This is a genomic window from Cupriavidus sp. FW305-46 (genome assembly GCF_058787075.1).
Genome location: NZ_JBYSZI010000036.1, coordinates 14,990 through 29,741, shown reverse-complemented (window position 1 = coordinate 29,741; position 14,752 = coordinate 14,990). Strand labels below are relative to the sequence as shown.

Below are 14,752 nucleotides of genomic sequence, written 5' to 3'. Positions count from 1 at the left end.
CATTCTGCCTGCTACCTGTCATTTCTGGAATGCCCTACCTTGGGCGTCATGCCGGCACCAACGCCGGTCCACGAACCGAGGCAAACCCATGCTCCGCATTCCCCGCATCCTGCGCCGCCTGACTGCGCTGACGTTCTCCGCCACCATCGCCAGCACCGCGGCGCTGGCCAGCCCCTTGCAGGACCCGGCCTGGCTGACCAGCTGGATGGCAAGCCAGCAGCCGGTGTGGCAGCCCGGCGCCCAGCCGCTGCCGACTGGCGTGCCCGCGGTGCTGTCCGGCCAGACGCTGCGCCAGGTGGTACGGCTCAGCGTGGGCGGCAAGCGCGTGCGCGTGGTGCTGTCCAACCCTTACGGCCGCCACCCGGTCGCGGTCGGCGCGGCGCAACTCGCGCGCCATGCCGGCAGTGGCAGTACCGAGGCGGCGGGCAGCCGCGCGGTGACGTTCCGCGGCAGCGCGTCGGTGATCATCCCGGCTGGCCAGTCCGTGGCAAGCGATCCGGTCGCCTTCGACGCCCCCGCACTGGGCGAACTGGCACTCAGCCTCTACCTGCCGCAACCGACAGCGATCGAGTCGTTCCATTGGGATGGGCGCCAGACCGCGTGGCTCGCGGCCGGCAATGCGACTACGCGGGCCATGCTGCCTGCGCCGCAGTGGTTCAGCGCGCGCATCCTGCTCAGCGAGGTGCAGGTCGATGCGCCCGGGCATGCCGGCGCCGTGGTGGCCATCGGCGATTCGATCACCGAGGGCAACGGCTCAACCCCCGACACCAACCGCCGCTGGCCCGACGTGCTGGCACAGCGTGCGGCCGGCAACGGCGTGGCTGTGCTCAATGCCGGCATCTCCGGCGGCCGGCTGCTGCGCGATGGCATGGGGGAGTCCGCGCTGGCGCGGCTGGATCGCGACGTACTGAGCCAGCCGCATGTGCGCACCGTGATCGCGGCGATCGGCATCAACGATATCGCCTGGCCGGGCTCCACCTTTGCACCGGGCGATGCGGTGCCGCAGGCCGCCGCGCTGATCGAGGGCTACCGCCGCCTGATCGCGCGCGCCCACGCGCGCGGCGTGCGCGTGATCGGCGCCACCATCACGCCGTTTGCGGGGGCGCTGCGCGATACGCCGATCCGCGGCTATGACAGCCCGGGCAAGGAAGCGGTGCGGCTGGCGGTCAACGACTGGATCCGCAACGGCGGCGCGTTCGATGGGGTGGTGGACTTCGACGCCGCGGTGCGCGATCCCGCGCGCCCGCAGGCGCTGCTGCCGGCGTTCGACAGCGGCGACCACCTGCATCCCGGCGACGCGGGCTATCGCGCCATGGCGGCGCAGATCGATGCGGCGCTGCCTGAGCTTGCCCGTCAGTCCCGGTCCGGCGCACCCGGTGGAAAGAGCGGGCGGTAGGGCCGCGCCTCGTCCACCGCGCGCGCGAACGATGGCCGCGCCAGCAGCCGGTTGCGATAAGCGCGCACATTGGCGCGCGCATCCGGGATGGGATGCACCCAGTCCGCATAGAACAGCGACGGCGCGGCAGCGCAATCGGCCAGCGTGAAGGCGCCGCCCGCGGCCCATTCCCGGCCGGCCAGCGTTGGCTCAAGCCAGGCATAGGCTGAGTCAAGCAGCTTGCGCGCCTCGGCCACGCCATAGGCATCGCGGTGCTCCGCCGGGCGCAGGTAGTCGGCCACGATGCGTTGCATCGGCGTCATCACGTACTGGTCGAAGAAGCGGTCGAGCATGCGCACTTCCAGCGCGGCGTCGGGCGAATCCGGCAGCCAGCGCACGGGGCCGCGGTGATGCTGGTCCAGGTAGTCGATGATGATGCTCGACTCGAGCACCGTGCGGCTGCCGTCGACCAGCACCGGCATGCGCCTGAGCGGCCACAGCCTGGCGAGTTCGTCCATGTTCTGCGCGTGTTCTGGCGACAGCATCCGGAATTCGAAGGGGATGGCGTTCTCGTACAGCGCAACCAGGACCTTCTGGCAATAGGACGAAAACGGGTGGGCGTATAGCTCCATCGTGGTCTCCGGTGGTGATCTTCGGTGGTGGTCGGCGCGCGACTACTGCTGCGCCGCAAAGCGATCGGTTGCGGCAATCAGCTGGTCCATGATGCCCGGCTCGGTCCACGCATGGCCGGCGCCTTCGATCAGGTGGAAATCGGCCGTGGGCCACGCCTGGTGCAGCGCATAGGCATAGCGCACCGGGCACGGCATGTCATAGCGGCCGTGCACGATCACGCCGGGGATGTCGGCCAGCTTGTGCGCGTCGCGCAGCAGCTGCCCGTCTTCCAGCCAGCAGCGATGCGTGAAATAGTGGTTCTCCAGCCGCGCGAACGCCAGCGCGAAGTGCCCGTCGTCATGCTTGGCGCTGTTGCCGGCGTCCGGCAACAGCGTGATGGTCTCGCCTTCCCAAACGCTCCATGCGCGTGCCGCTTCCACCTGCTTGTCCTGGTCGTCACCGGTCAGCAGCTTGCGGTACGCGGCCATCATGTTGCCCCGCTCGGCCTCGGGCACCGGCGCCTGGAAACGCGCCCACTTGTCGGGAAACATCTCGGACACGCCGTATTGGTAGTACCAGTCCAGCTCCGCCTGCGACACCGTGTAGATGCCACGCAGCACCAGCTCGCTGACGCGCTGCGGGTGCTTCTGCGCATAGGCCAGCGCCAGCGTCGAGCCCCATGAGCCGCCGAACACCAGCCAGCGCTCCACGCCGGCCAGATCGCGCAGGCGCTCGATATCGTCGACCAGGTGCCAGGTGGTGTTGGCCTCCAGCCCCGCATGCGGCGTCGAACGCCCGCAGCCGCGCTGGTCGAACAGCAGCACGTCATAGCGCGCCGGATCGAACAGCCGCCGGTGGTCCGCAGAGATCCCGCCACCGGGCCCGCCGTGCAGGAACACCGCCGGCTTGGCGCCGGGTGTGCCCACGCGCTCGTAGTAGATGACATGCCCGTCGCCGGCATCCAGCGTGCCGGTTTCATAGGGCTCGATTTCGGGATAGAGGGTGCGCAAGGCGGGCATGGATATGGTCTACGGAGATCGGGAGCCACAGTGTACGCCGGAGGGAACTGCAAACAAGTAGCCCGCCCCCTAACCGGCAAACACCGCCTTCACCCAGTCCCTCAGCAACCGCGTGGCGGGACGCTCCGCGGCGCGCTCGCTGTAGACAAGGTCATAGCGGAAGCTCTCCAGCGTAAGCCCGAAGGGCTGCACCAGCACGCCCGAGGCCAGCTCTTCCGCGACCAGCGTCAGGCTGAGCAGGCCGACTCCCTGCCCCGCGATGGTCGCCTGCACGGCGTGGATCTCGTCGGTAAAGCTGAGGCCAGCCTGTGGATCGGTGACCTCGACGCCGGCGTGCGCCAGCCACTGGCGCCATACCGGCGCGCGCTCGTCATCGCGCGCGCCGGCGCCCCATTCAAAGTGCACCAGCGTGGCGTGCTTCAGGTCTTGCACGCTGGCCAGCTTCAGGCCGGGGCTGCAGACCGGCGCAAACCGGTCGCGGAACAACGGCTCGACCACCAGGCCGGGATAGCTGCCGCTGCCGTAGCGGATGGCAGCGTCCGCATCGTGGTCCAGGTCGACGATCTGGTCCGACGCATCCAGGCGCAGCGTCCAGTCAGGGTAGGCCGCGCGGAACTGGCCGGCGCACGGTGCCAGGCGCCTGGCCATGAAGGCAACGGTCGACGTCAGCGTGGCAACGTTGGCCTGTCCGCTGCGCTGCACCGCCAGCACGGCGCGCTCCATCCCGTCCAGGCCGTCCCGCACCGCGGGAAACAACTGATGCCCGGCGGGCGTCAGGCGCACCTTGCGGGTCTGGCGCTCGAACAGCTTCACGCCAAGGCTCTCTTCCAGCAACCGGATCTGGTGGCTGACCGCCGTCGGCGTGACGTGCAGTTCGTCCGCCGCGTGCTTGAAGCTGGCGCGCCGGGCGGCGGCTTCAAAGGTGCGCAGGGCACCCAGTGGCGGCAGTTTGCGCAAGCTTCCTCCTTAGATGAGATGCATTCATGTGTCGACTGAAAAGCAACCATTTGTCGCGGCCTGATCCCGCTCCGATACTTGACCCATCGGATCGGCCATCCAGGCGATCAGGTGAATTCTACTAAACCATCTACCGGAGTCAGCAATGCTGCTGGAACAAGTCCACACCCAACCCGACCCCTATGCTCCCTATCTGCTTTCGCAAGCCATCCGGGCCGGCGGCTTCCTCTTCGTCTCCGGCCAGGCCGGGGTCGGCGACGATGGCGCCATCGTGGGCCGTGACGACTTCGATGCCCAGGCCGAGCAGGCGTTCAGCAACCTCAGGCGCGCGCTGCAGGCGGGCGGCTCGGGGCTGGACCGCGTGGTGAAGGTGACGATCTTCCTGACCTCGATGGCACACTTCCCGAAGATCGTCGAACTGCGCCGCAAGTGGTTCTCTGCCCCCTATCCGGCCGACACCATCGTCGAGGTCTCGGCGCTCTACTCGCCGGACGCGAAGATCGAGATCGAAGCCATCGCCCTGGCCGCAGAGGCTGCGCGATGACCACGCCCGCCACCCCATCGCTGTTCGATACGCTGGCGCTGAACGGCGTGCCGCTGCGCAACCGGCTCGCGGTGGCGCCGATGACGCGCATCAGCGCCACCGCCGCAGGCGTCCCCACCGAGGCCATGACGCGCTACTACGCAGGCTTTGCCCGCGGCGGCTTTGGCCTCATCGTCACGGAGGGCATCTATACCGACCGTGCCTATGCCCAGGGCTATGCCGGCCAGCCCGGTTTGACGGATGCGCAGCAAGTGGCCGCGTGGCGCCAGGTGGTTGCCGCGGTCCACCAGCAGGGCGGGCGCATCGTGGCCCAGCTGATGCACGCCGGTGCGCTGTCGCAAGCCAACCGCTTCCGCGACCACACGGTCGGACCCTCGGCGGTGCAGCCCAAGGGGCAGCAGATGACCGTGTATGCCGGCAAGGGTCCATACCGGATGCCGCGCGCCATGGAAGAGGCGGACATCCTGCAGGCCATCGAAGGCTTTGCGCAGGCCGCCCGGCTGGCCCGTGACGCGGGTTTCGACGGCGTTGAAATCCACGGTGCCAATGGCTATCTGCTGGATCAGTTCCTGACGGGCTATACGAATCAACGCCAGGACGCGTGGGGCGGCAGCATCGCGCAGCGCATGCGCCTGCCGCTGGAAACCGTCCGCGCGGTGCGCGTTGCCGTGGGGGCGGTCTTTCCCGTCGGCATGCGCATCTCGCAAGGCAAGGTCAATGATTTCGTCCACAAGTGGCCGGAAGGCGCGGAGGGCGCGGCCGCCGTTTTCTCCGCGCTCGCGGCGAGCACCGTGGACTACCTCCACGTGACGGAGCACGAAGCATGGCAGCCCGCCTTCGCGGACCACGGCGCGACGCTGGTGCAGCTTGCACGCCGTGCCGCACCCGGGCTCGCGATCGTGGCCAACGGCAGCCTGCATGAGCCATCGCGCGCTGCCAGCCTGCTGGACGATGGCGCGACGCTGGTCGCGCTCGGACGCGGCGCCCTTGCGAATCCGGACTGGCCGGTGCTGGTGCGCGAGGGACAGCCGGTGCGGCCGTTCGATGCGGCCGTTCTCGCGCCGCTGGGCAATATCAAGGATGCCGAACTAGCGCTGCGCGAAGCACGCCGCCCAGCGGTCACGCCGGGCTGACGGTCGCAACCGCCACGGCCTCCACCTCGACCTTCAGCCCGAAATGCAGCGGGCCGGTGGGCACCACGGCCCTGGCCGGCCGGGCCTCGCCGGCCCATGCGGCGTAGATCGCGTTGAAGGCGGGCCAGTTGTCCATCGTGTCCACGTAGACGCGCACCTGTACCAGCGCCTCGATGCTGCTGCCGGCGGCAAGCAGTGCGGCCTCGACGTTGGCCAGCGCCTGTTGCGCCTGTGCAGCGAACGTCGCGTCGACCAGCTTGCGTCCGTCCGGTGCAATCGGCAACTGGCCGGAGATAAAGACCAAGCCGCCGGCAGCGGCGGCATGGCTGTAGTGGCCGCCTGGTGCGGCGAGCGAAGCGGGACTGACTGTGCGTACCGCGCCGTGTTCATCGTTGAGCTTACCAGCCATGCAGACGGCTCCATTCGGTGGCCGCGCCATCCTCGGCAATGGCGTGGTAGGTGGGAAACTGCGCCCCGGTGGCGCAGGCGTGATTGGGCAGGATGCGCAGCATCGTGCCGACGGGCAAGCGTGCGGTGATATCCGGATCAGGCGTGCCTTCGCGCGAGAGGATGCCATGCTCCTGGTTGGCGCCGCTGAGGACGTAACCGGGCATGACGGTGCCGTCGATGGCGCAGGCCTGGCCGTAGCCGAAGTCGTGCTTCTGCTTCTGCGTGCCGCGGTCGCGGCTCATGGCCATCCAGCCGGCATCGACGATGGCCCAGCCCTTTTCCGGCTGATGCCCGATCACGGTGGTCAGCACGCTCAGCGCCACCTCGTCTTCGGTGCAGACGCCGACATTGCGCATGACCAGGTCGAAGAATACATAGACCCCCGCGCGCACCTCGGTCACGCCTTCCAGGCTGGCTGCCGACAGCGCGGTCGGGGTCGAGCCCACGCTGACCTCCGGGCACGGCAGGCCCGCCGCGCGCAGCCGCGTGGCGGCGCGCACGCAGCCGGCACGCTCTTGCTCGGCCATGGCCGCAAGCGCCGCGGGCGTGTCCAGGTCATAGCTGGAGCCGGCGTGCGTCATCACCCCGCCCAGGCGCACATCGCCATCATGCAGGATGCGCGCCACGTCGATCAGCGCGGGGGCGTCGGGGCGGACGCCGGAGCGGTGGCCATCGGTATCGATTTCGATCCAGACCTCGAACGCCTCGCGGTGTTCGTTGCAGAAGGCGACGATGGCGCGCGCGGACTCCACGCTGTCGGTCACGATCTTGAGATCGCAGCCGCGGCGGCGCAGCGCCAGCGCCTGGGGCAGCTTGCTCGCCACCATGCCCACGCCGTAGAGGATGTCGGTGATGCCGGCGTCGAAGAAGTGCGCGGCTTCCTTCAGCGTGGAGACGGTGATGCCGCTTGCGCCCGCATCGATCTGCGCGCGCACGACCGGCGTGCATTTGCTGGTCTTGGCATGCGGGCGGAAGCGCACGCCGAGCGCATCCATGCGCGCCTGCATGCGGTGGATATTGCGCAGCATGCGCGGGGTGTCGATCACTGCCGCAGGCGTTTCCAGGCTGCGCAGCGTGGCGGAGGAATCAAGCATGTTGTCGTTGGTGATGGTTGGTTCAGGAGGGCGCGGCCCGCTTCAGTCGGCAAACTGCCCCTTGGCCTTCAGGGCGGGCACGTCATCGCGCAGGCCGCGCGAGATCAGGCCGGAGACCACGCCCGGACCCATCGCGCCGGCGGCAGGCAAGTCAACCCCGACCGCCTGCATCTGACGGCGCAACTGGGGATCTGCCGCGGCGACGGTCATGGCGGCGTTGAGCCGCGTGACGACGGCATCCGGCGTGCCTTTGGGCACGAACAGCGCATTCCATGAGCGCAGGTCAAGCGGATAGCCCGATTCCCTGGCCGTGGCGACCGCTGGCAGTGGCTTCAGGCGCTCGCCTGACAGCACCGCCAGCGCCTTGATCTTGCCACCGGCCAGCTGCGGCAGCGCCGTGGTGGTCTGGTCGCACATGAAGTCGACCTGGCCGCCCATCAGGTCGCTGATGGCGGGCGCCACGCCGCGGTAAGGCACATGCGTGACCTTCTGCTTCATCGCCGCCAGCAGCATCACGCAGCCGTAGTGCGAGACCGAGCCCACGCCCGCGCTGCCGTACGAAGCCTGGTCGCCGCGGCGGGCCAGCCAGGCGCTGAACTCCTGCAGGTTGCTGGCTGGCAGATCGGCACGAGCGATCAGCAGGAGCGGCGCCGAACCCGCCAGGCCGATGGGGCGGAAGTCCGCCACCGGGTCATAGGGCAGCTTCTTGTACAAGGCGACGTTGGCCACATGCGTGCCGATAGTGCCCAGGCCCAGCGTATAGCCGTTGGGCTCGGCCCTGGCCACCTTGCCCAGGCCGACGGTGCCGCCCGCGCCGGAGAGGTTCTCGATCACCACTTGCTGGCCGAGTTCGTCGCCCATCTGCCTGGCGAAGCCGCGCGCCAGCGCGTCACTGGGCCCGCCTGCGGGGAATGGCACCACCAGGGTGATCGGCCGTGCCGGGAAGGCCTGGCCCTGTGCCATCGCGTGCGTGGCCATGGCCAGCGCCGCGGCGGCAGCCAGCCGGCGCAGCAGCCGCAGGGAAATTGCAGAAGGCTTGCAGGTCATGGCAAAGCTCCTCAGCGCGTGCCGGCATGGAAGGACCGCAACCATGGCAGTGCCGGCGCCAGCGTCGACGACTCGGCCTCAGGCGCAGGCGCGCCGCCGGGCAGGGCCAGGCCGACGCGGTTGTGCCAGTAGGTGCGCAGCCCGACGGCGGAGGTGCCGAACATGTCGTAGCCGGAGCCCGCGACAAACGCGGCATCCTCAGCACGCACGTCGAGCTTCTGCAGCGCAAGCCGGTAGGGACGCGGATCCGGTTTGTAGAAGCCGGCCGCTTCGGAAGTGATGACCACATCCCGGTCGATCCCCAGCAGGGCCGCGGCGCGCCGGCCCAGGCGCTCGGAACAGTTGGTCACCACCGCCAGGCGGCAATGCGGCCGCAGCGCCTGCAGCAGTTCGCGGGCACCGTCCCAGGGCGGCAGTTCGTCCCAATGCGCTTCCAGCGCGTCCGGGGCGCCGGGAGGCAGGCCGACCCGCGCGGCGGCCTCGCCCACCAGCTGCTCGTAGCCCACATAGGCGCCGCAGCCGTAGGTGAGCTTCAGGTACTCGGCGCGCCAGGCACGGCCCTGGGCCTCGGAGCCGGCCGCGGCATTCCAGACGGTCCAGGAGTCCAGCAGGGCGGTCAGCAGGTCGAACAGCACGGCGCGGGGCCAGGCGGGGGCGGTGGATGAGGCAAGTGTGTCCATGGCGTCCTTTGCGGGGCAGGTTGCGCGGAGGATTGGCAAGTTCCGCGCGGTTGTCTGAGGTTGCCAGTGTAGGTAGCGGATGGTCGCTCGTGGTTAAATCCGGGAACATCAATCGTTAAGCTGAAGTGAATGATCCAGATCGAGGACCTGCGCCTGGTCGAGGCGCTGGCGCAGTCGCCTTCGCTAAGCGCGGCGGCGCGCTCGCTGAACGTGACGCCGCCCGCGTTGTCGGCCCGCCTGCGCAAGCTGGAGGCGACACTGGGCCTGGCGCTGGCGACCCGCACCGCCAGGCGGCTGAGCCTGACGCCGGAGGGTGAGCGCTTCGCGCGAGAGGGGGCGGCCCTGCTGGCACAGCTCGACGCCTTGCCCGAGTCGTTCCGGCGCGAGGACAGCCGGCTGACGGGCACGCTGCGCATTGCCGCGCCGTTCGGCTACGGACGCCACCATGTGGCCCCGCTGCTGGCGCGCTTCGCCCAGCTGCATCCCGACCTGCGCCTGCAGCTTGACCTGCGCGAAACGCCCTGGCCCGACCGGCATGACTCGGACGCTGTCATCCATATCGGCGCCGTGCGCGATTCGTCCTGGATTGCGCGCACGCTTGCGTCCAATACGCGCTGGCTATGCGCCAGCCCCGCCTACCTGCGCCAGCGCGGCACGCCCGCCGTGCCCCGCGACTTGCTCGAGCATGCCTGCATCTGCATCCGCGAGAATGACGAGGACGTGACGCTTTGGCGCTTGCGCCGGGCCGGCACCGGGCGGCGTACATCGGCGCGCGAGAGCGTGCGCGTGGTGCCGGCCTATACCAGCAATGACGGCAGCGTCGCGCGGGCCTGGGCCGAACAGGGGCTGGGACTGGTGCTGCGCTCGGAATGGGACGCCGCCGACGCGGTGGCGCGCGGAGCGCTGGTGCGCGTGCTGGCAGACTGGGAATTCGACAGCGCGCCGGTGACGCTGCTGGTTCCTACGCGACGGGGACGCACGGCGCGCGTGCAGGCGCTGATGCAGTTCCTGGAAGAGGCCCTGGGAAGCGGCAAGCGGAACCAGGTGCCGGCGCGCCGGGCCCGTCCGCCAGGCTGAGACCTTATCCCGCTACCCCCCTGCGTGATCCCTGCGCCAGCTGGCCGGCGCCATCCCGAACTGCGCAGAAAACCACCGGGTAAAGGAGCTGGCCGACCCATACCCCAGCAACTGCGACACCCGCAGCAGCGAATAGCGCGGGTTCTCCACGTACCGTCGCGCCAGTTCGCGCCGCACGTCGTTCAGGATCTCAGTAAAGGTCTCGCCCGCATCGTCGAGCTGGCGCTGCATGGTGCGCAGGCTCAGGCCCAGGCCCTCCGCCACGGCCTCGCAGGTGGCGCGGCCCATCGGCAGCATCAGGTAGATGGCGGCGCGCACTTCGTGGCCGATGGACTGCGGGTTGGCGCGTGGCAGCGTGTCGATGAACTGCTGCGCGTAGCGTGCCATGACCGGATCCGCCGTCGGGTTCGGCGCGTCGAGGTCGGCCGCGCGGCAGATGATGCCATTGCAGTCCGCGTTGAATTCCAGCGGGCAGCCGAACAGGCGGCGGTGGATGCGCAGGTCGGCCGGCGGCGCGTGCGTGAAGCTCACGCCGATCGGCTGCCAGCGCGGACCCAGCAGCAGCGCGCACATGCGGAAGACGACGCCGATGGCCAGCTCGGTGGCCTGCCGCGAGGGCGCGTCGCTGAGCACTTCCTGCCGGATGACCACGGCGCTGCCGGCATCCTCGAGCAACAGCGCCACCGAGTCGTTGACCAGGTGCCGGTAGCGGATGGTGGTGGCCAGCGCGGCGCGCAGCGTGGGCTGCTGGCTGATCAAGAGGCTCATCACGCCAAAGTCCGACAGCTGGCGCGACTCCGCCATGCGCAGCCCGAAGGTCGGGCAGGCCGAGGCCTGCGCGGCGGCTTCCAGCAGTGCCACGCAGGCGCTGAGCGGGACGCGCTGGTCGGGATCGTCCAGCCAGGCGCGCCGCAGCCGCGCCTGGCGCAGCAGCGGCTGCGGATCCAGGCCGAGGTCACGTGAAACCTCGAGGAAGTTGGTCAGTGCGGCTGCACGTATCAGGGTTTCCAAGCCAGCGTTGCCTTGCGATGAGATGTCTGTTGGCGGCGCAGTCTGCCCGCCCGCAGCAGCGATCATAGGGCCGCGTGGCATGAAATGCAAAGTCATCGGTAGCCAATGCAAAGCCACCCGGGGCAGCAATCTCTACAGTTCCCTGCAGCTGCAGCGTGTTCTGCACCAACCAGATTCCAGGAGACAAGACCATGGCAAACGTTGTCCGCATGTACGAGACCGGCGGCCCCGAAGTGCTGCGCTATGAACACATGGAAGTGGGCGATCCGGGCCCGGGACAGGCCCGCATCCGCCACGTGGCGGTGGGACTGAACTACGCCGACACCTACTTCCGCAATGGCACCTATCCCGTGCCGCTGCCCAGCGGCATGGGCGTGGAGGCCGCCGGCGTGGTGGTATCCGTCGGCCCGGGCGTGACCAACGTGGCGGCGGGCGACCGCGTCACCTACACCGGCTTCGTCAACACGCTGGGCGCCTACAGCACCGAGCGCCTGGTACCGGCCGCGCCGCTGATCCGCCTGCCCGAGAGCATTGCCTTCGAAACCGCCGCGGCCATGACCATGCGCGGGCTGACCTCGGCCTACCTGATGCGCCGCATCTATCCGTTCAGCCAGGGCGACACCATCCTGCTGCACGCCGCGGCGGGCGGGGTCGGGCTGATCGTTTCGCAGTGGGCCAAGCTGCTGGGCCTGACCGTGATCGGCACGGTGTCCACCGAAGCCAAGGCCGAAGTGGCGCGCGCGCACGGCTGCGACCACATCATCCAGTACACCCGCGAAGACGTGGCCAAGCGCGTGCGCGAGCTGACCGACGGCGTGGGAGTCTCGGTGGTATTCGACAGCGTCGGCAAGACCACCTTCATGGCGTCGCTGGATTCGCTCAAGCGGCGCGGCACCATGGTGTGCGTGGGCACCGCATCGGGCCCGATTCCGCCGTTCGACCCGGTGCTGCTGGCGATGAAGGGATCGCTGTTCCTGACGCGCCCGGCGCTGGCCGACTACATCGCCGACCCCGCGGAGAAGCAGGCGCTGGCGGGCGAGCTGTTCGACCACGTGGGCGCGGGCCGCATCCGCATCGGCATCAACCAGCGCTATGCGCTGGAAGACGCGGTGCAGGCACACCAGGACCTGGAGGCGCGCCGCACCACCGGTTCGTCGATCTTCGTCATCTGAGAACAACAACAGAGGAGACCACACCATGCATGCAGAACCCCTGACCTGCACCATCGGCGCCGAACTGAGCGGCGTCAGCCTGGCCGACGCATCACGCGACGCCGGCCTGTTCGCCGAGATCAAGGCGCTGCTGCTGCAGCACAAGGTGCTGTTCCTGCGCGACCAGGACATCACCCGCGCCGAACACGTTGCCTTTGCGCGCCGCTTCGGCGAACTGGAAGACCACCCGGTGGTGGGCAGCGACCCCGAACACCCGGGCCTGGTGCAGATCTACAAGTCGCCCGACAGCAAGGTCGAGCACTACGAGAACTCCTTCCATTGCGACGCCACCTGGCGCCAGGCGCCGCCGATGGGCTGCGTGCTGCGCTGCGTGGAAACGCCGGCAGTGGGCGGCGACACCATCTGGGTGAACATGGGCGAGGCCTACCGGCGCCTGCCGCAGGACATCAAGGCCCGCATTGAAGGCCTGCGCGCCAAGCACAGCATCGAGCACACCTTCGGCGCCAATATGCCGCCGGAGAAGCGTGCGGCGCTGGCGGCGCAGTTCCCGATGGTGGAGCATCCCGTGGTGCGCACCCATCCGGAGACGGGCGAGAAGGTCCTGTTCGTCAACGCCTTCACCTCGCACTTTGCCAACTACCACCGCGACGACGTGGTCCGCTTCGGCAAGGATTTCATGCCCGGCGCGGGCGATCTGCTGCACTACCTGTGCGCGCAGGCGGAGATCCCGGAGTACCAGGTGCGCTGGCGCTGGAAGAAGAACAGCGTGGCGATCTGGGACAACCGCTGCACCCAGCATTACGCAGTGCAGGACTATGCGCCCACGGTGCGCAAGATGGAGCGCGCCGGCATCATCGGCGACGTGCCGTTCTGAAGGAGGCAGACATGCAACCAAACCTTGTGTCTGCGGCGCCGCAGGCTTACGCCTATCCCTTGCTCGTCAAGCAACTGCTGCTCAATTCGCTGTCGCTCTACGGCGACCAGCAGATCACGTACCGCGGGCAACTGCGCCATAGCTATCGCGAATTCCGCCAGCGCGTCGGCCGGCTGGCTTCAGCGCTGGCCGCGCAGGGGGTGGCGCACGGCACCACCGTGGCGGTGATGGACTGGGACAGCCACCGCTACCTGGAATGCTATTTCGGCGTGCCGATGATGGGCGCGACGCTGTTCACGGTCAACGTGCGGCTGTCGGCGCAGCAGATCCTGTACACGCTGAACGATTCCGGCGCCGAGGTGGTGCTGCTCCATCCGGACTTCCTGCCGGTGATGGAAGAGATCCGCGGCCAGCTGACCAGCGTGCGCAGCTTTGTCCTGCTGGCCGACGGCCAGCAGGTGCCGCCGACATCGCTACCGTTCAGCGGCGAGTATGAGGCCCTGCTGAGCGCGGCCTCGCCCGACTTCGACTTCCCCGAGTTCGACGAGAACACCCGCGCCGCCACCTTCTACACGACGGGCACCACCGGCGATCCCAAGGGCGTGTGCTACAGCCATCGCGATATCGTGCTGCATGCGCTGGCCTCGGCCACCAGCCTGTGCGCGCCGCGCGAAGGACAGCGCCTGCATCGGGAAGACGTCTACATGCCGATCACGCCGATGTTCCATGTGCTCGCCTGGGGCATCCCATATGTCGCGGTCATGCTCGGGCTGCGCCTCGTGCTGCCGGGGCGCTATGCGCCTGACATGCTGCTGCAGTTGCGCGAGACCGAGCGGGTCACGTTCTCGCACTGCGTGCCGACCTTGCTGCAGATGCTGTTGCAGGCGGCGCAGGCAAGCGGCCAGGACTTGTCGGGCTGGAAGCTCATCATCGGCGGCTCGGCGCTGCCGGCGGCCTTGTGCGAGGCTGCCCTCGAGCGCGGCATGGATGTGTTTGCCGGCTATGGCATGTCGGAGACCGGCCCCATCGTCGCGCTGGCCCAGTTGCCGCCGGGCGACGCGCATCGCGACCACGAGACCGAAGTGCGCATGCGCTGCTCGACGGGTCGGCCGGTGGCGATGGTGGACTTCCGCCTGGTGGATGAATCGATGCACGACGTGCCGCGCGACGGCCAGGCGCGCGGCGAGATCGTGCTGCGCGCACCGTTCCTGACCAGGGCATACCACGGCAAGCCCGAGGCATCGGCCGAGCTGTGGGCCGGCGGCTACCTGCATACGCAGGACATCGCGGTAATGGGGGCCGACGGCTTCGTGCAGATCGTCGACCGGATCAAGGACGTGATCAAGACCGGCGGCGAATGGGTCTCGTCGATCGAGGTCGAGAGCCTGGTCACGCAGGTGCCGGGCGTGCAGGAGTGCGCGGTCATCGGCGTGCCGGACGCCAGGTGGGGCGAGCGGCCGATGGCATTCGTGGTGCGCAAGCCAGGTGCAACGGTGACCGCGGATGCGATTCGTACGTCGCTGCTGGCGCGCGTCGAGGCCAACCGGCTCAGCAAGTATGCGGTGCCGGAATCTGAGCGGATCCTGTTTGTCGACGAGATCCCGAAGACCAGCGTCGGCAAGATCGACAAGAAGCGCTTGCGCGGCACCCGCGCCTGAGCCGGCAGCAGGAAGAAGAAGGGGCAGCCTCGGATGAGGCTGCCCTTTT

15 protein-coding genes are annotated in these 14,752 nt (G+C 68.8%); 7 read left to right on the top strand and 8 right to left on the bottom strand.

Going from position 1 to position 14,752, the window contains the following annotated elements:
* The first annotated feature begins 88 nt into the window (after positions 1 to 88).
* On the top strand, positions 89 to 1,396 hold the full coding sequence (locus tag AC3WON_RS18270; RefSeq protein WP_492319435.1) for an SGNH/GDSL hydrolase family protein: 1,308 nt from the start codon (positions 89 to 91) through the stop codon (positions 1,394 to 1,396).
* On the opposite strand, the gene AC3WON_RS18265 is transcribed toward AC3WON_RS18270, so the two are convergent.
* The 3 genes from AC3WON_RS18265 to AC3WON_RS18255 all read right to left on the bottom strand — a co-directional run bounded on the left by AC3WON_RS18265 (position 1,354) and on the right by AC3WON_RS18255 (position 3,963).
* Entirely contained in the window at positions 1,354 to 2,007 is a 654-nt protein-coding gene (locus AC3WON_RS18265) for a glutathione S-transferase family protein (RefSeq protein WP_492319434.1), read from the bottom strand. The two genes, AC3WON_RS18270 and AC3WON_RS18265, sit on opposite strands and share 43 nt — an antisense overlap.
* Positions 2,008 to 2,049: 42 nt before the next feature.
* Positions 2,050 to 3,006: a prolyl aminopeptidase gene (pip, locus tag AC3WON_RS18260; RefSeq protein WP_492319433.1), complete on the bottom strand. Its 957-nt coding sequence runs from the start codon at positions 3,004 to 3,006 to the stop codon at positions 2,050 to 2,052.
* Between the two features lie 69 nt (positions 3,007 to 3,075).
* Positions 3,076 to 3,963 (bottom strand): LysR substrate-binding domain-containing protein, encoded by an 888-nt coding sequence (locus AC3WON_RS18255; RefSeq protein ID WP_492352424.1) that lies wholly within the window; start codon positions 3,961 to 3,963, stop codon positions 3,076 to 3,078.
* Positions 3,964 to 4,108: 145 nt separating this feature from the next.
* On the opposite strand from AC3WON_RS18255, the gene AC3WON_RS18250 reads away from it, so the two are divergent.
* Together AC3WON_RS18250 and AC3WON_RS18245 are read left to right on the top strand one after the other, a co-directional pair.
* Positions 4,109 to 4,507 carry a RidA family protein gene (locus AC3WON_RS18250; RefSeq protein WP_492319431.1) on the top strand — a complete coding sequence of 133 codons (399 nt, stop codon included), beginning with the start codon at positions 4,109 to 4,111 and terminating at the stop codon, positions 4,505 to 4,507.
* Entirely contained in the window at positions 4,504 to 5,640 is a 1,137-nt protein-coding gene (locus AC3WON_RS18245) for an NADH:flavin oxidoreductase (protein ID WP_492319430.1), read from the top strand. The genes AC3WON_RS18250 and AC3WON_RS18245 overlap by 4 nt, the downstream gene beginning before the upstream one ends.
* Here the strand turns inward: AC3WON_RS18245 and AC3WON_RS18240 are convergent.
* Genes AC3WON_RS18240 through AC3WON_RS18225 form a run of 4 tightly spaced genes read right to left on the bottom strand, consistent with a single transcriptional unit; the run spans position 5,627 to position 8,911 of the window.
* Entirely contained in the window at positions 5,627 to 6,049 is a 423-nt protein-coding gene (locus AC3WON_RS18240; RefSeq protein ID WP_492319429.1) for a RidA family protein, read from the bottom strand. The genes AC3WON_RS18245 and AC3WON_RS18240 overlap by 14 nt on opposite strands.
* A complete protein-coding gene (locus AC3WON_RS18235) occupies positions 6,039 to 7,184 on the bottom strand; it encodes a DSD1 family PLP-dependent enzyme (RefSeq protein WP_492319428.1) in 1,146 nt (381 codons plus the stop codon). Before AC3WON_RS18235 ends, AC3WON_RS18240 begins: the two co-directional genes overlap by 11 nt.
* A 42-nt stretch (positions 7,185 to 7,226) precedes the next feature.
* The gene (locus AC3WON_RS18230; protein ID WP_492352423.1) at positions 7,227 to 8,231 is read right to left on the bottom strand and encodes a tripartite tricarboxylate transporter substrate-binding protein; all 1,005 of its coding nucleotides are present in this window, start codon (positions 8,229 to 8,231) and stop codon (positions 7,227 to 7,229) included.
* An 11-nt stretch (positions 8,232 to 8,242) separates the two neighbouring features.
* Positions 8,243 to 8,911, bottom strand: a complete 669-nt coding sequence (locus AC3WON_RS18225) for an HAD family hydrolase (protein WP_492319426.1) — start codon at positions 8,909 to 8,911, stop codon at positions 8,243 to 8,245.
* 129 nt (positions 8,912 to 9,040) lie between these two features.
* Here AC3WON_RS18225 and AC3WON_RS18220 point away from each other — a divergent pair, with 129 nt between their 5' ends.
* On the top strand, positions 9,041 to 9,988 hold the full coding sequence (locus AC3WON_RS18220; protein WP_492319425.1) for a LysR family transcriptional regulator: 948 nt from the start codon (positions 9,041 to 9,043) through the stop codon (positions 9,986 to 9,988).
* Between the two features lie 12 nt (positions 9,989 to 10,000).
* On the opposite strand, the gene AC3WON_RS18215 is transcribed toward AC3WON_RS18220, so the two are convergent.
* Positions 10,001 to 10,999 (bottom strand): AraC family transcriptional regulator, encoded by a 999-nt coding sequence (locus AC3WON_RS18215; RefSeq protein ID WP_492352422.1) that lies wholly within the window; start codon positions 10,997 to 10,999, stop codon positions 10,001 to 10,003.
* A gap of 191 nt (positions 11,000 to 11,190) precedes the next feature.
* Here AC3WON_RS18215 and AC3WON_RS18210 point away from each other — a divergent pair, with 191 nt between their 5' ends.
* From AC3WON_RS18210 to AC3WON_RS18200, 3 genes are read left to right on the top strand one after another with little or no spacing between them, the layout of a single operon-like run.
* Positions 11,191 to 12,171: a quinone oxidoreductase family protein gene (locus AC3WON_RS18210; RefSeq protein ID WP_492352421.1), complete on the top strand. Its 981-nt coding sequence runs from the start codon at positions 11,191 to 11,193 to the stop codon at positions 12,169 to 12,171.
* Between the two features lie 25 nt (positions 12,172 to 12,196).
* Positions 12,197 to 13,045, top strand: a complete 849-nt coding sequence (locus AC3WON_RS18205) for a TauD/TfdA dioxygenase family protein (RefSeq protein ID WP_492352420.1) — start codon at positions 12,197 to 12,199, stop codon at positions 13,043 to 13,045.
* 11 nt (positions 13,046 to 13,056) lie between these two features.
* Positions 13,057 to 14,703: a fatty acid--CoA ligase gene (locus AC3WON_RS18200; protein WP_492352419.1), complete on the top strand. Its 1,647-nt coding sequence runs from the start codon at positions 13,057 to 13,059 to the stop codon at positions 14,701 to 14,703.
* Positions 14,704 to 14,752 lie beyond the last annotated feature (49 nt).

Coding starts and splice junctions, on each gene's coding strand:
- AC3WON_RS18270 (WP_492319435.1), top strand. CDS start 89: ATGCTCCGCATTCCCCGCATCCTGCGCCGCCTGACTGCGCTGACGTTC.
- AC3WON_RS18265 (WP_492319434.1), bottom strand. CDS start 2,007: ATGGAGCTATACGCCCACCCGTTTTCGTCCTATTGCCAGAAGGTCCTG.
- pip (WP_492319433.1), bottom strand. CDS start 3,006: ATGCCCGCCTTGCGCACCCTCTATCCCGAAATCGAGCCCTATGAAACC.
- AC3WON_RS18250 (WP_492319431.1), top strand. CDS start 4,109: ATGCTGCTGGAACAAGTCCACACCCAACCCGACCCCTATGCTCCCTAT.
- AC3WON_RS18245 (WP_492319430.1), top strand. CDS start 4,504: ATGACCACGCCCGCCACCCCATCGCTGTTCGATACGCTGGCGCTGAAC.
- AC3WON_RS18240 (WP_492319429.1), bottom strand. CDS start 6,049: ATGGCTGGTAAGCTCAACGATGAACACGGCGCGGTACGCACAGTCAGT.
- AC3WON_RS18235 (WP_492319428.1), bottom strand. CDS start 7,184: ATGCTTGATTCCTCCGCCACGCTGCGCAGCCTGGAAACGCCTGCGGCA.
- AC3WON_RS18230 (WP_492352423.1), bottom strand. CDS start 8,231: ATGACCTGCAAGCCTTCTGCAATTTCCCTGCGGCTGCTGCGCCGGCTG.
- AC3WON_RS18225 (WP_492319426.1), bottom strand. CDS start 8,911: ATGGACACACTTGCCTCATCCACCGCCCCCGCCTGGCCCCGCGCCGTG.
- AC3WON_RS18220 (WP_492319425.1), top strand. CDS start 9,041: ATGATCCAGATCGAGGACCTGCGCCTGGTCGAGGCGCTGGCGCAGTCG.
- AC3WON_RS18210 (WP_492352421.1), top strand. CDS start 11,191: ATGGCAAACGTTGTCCGCATGTACGAGACCGGCGGCCCCGAAGTGCTG.
- AC3WON_RS18205 (WP_492352420.1), top strand. CDS start 12,197: ATGCATGCAGAACCCCTGACCTGCACCATCGGCGCCGAACTGAGCGGC.
- AC3WON_RS18200 (WP_492352419.1), top strand. CDS start 13,057: ATGCAACCAAACCTTGTGTCTGCGGCGCCGCAGGCTTACGCCTATCCC.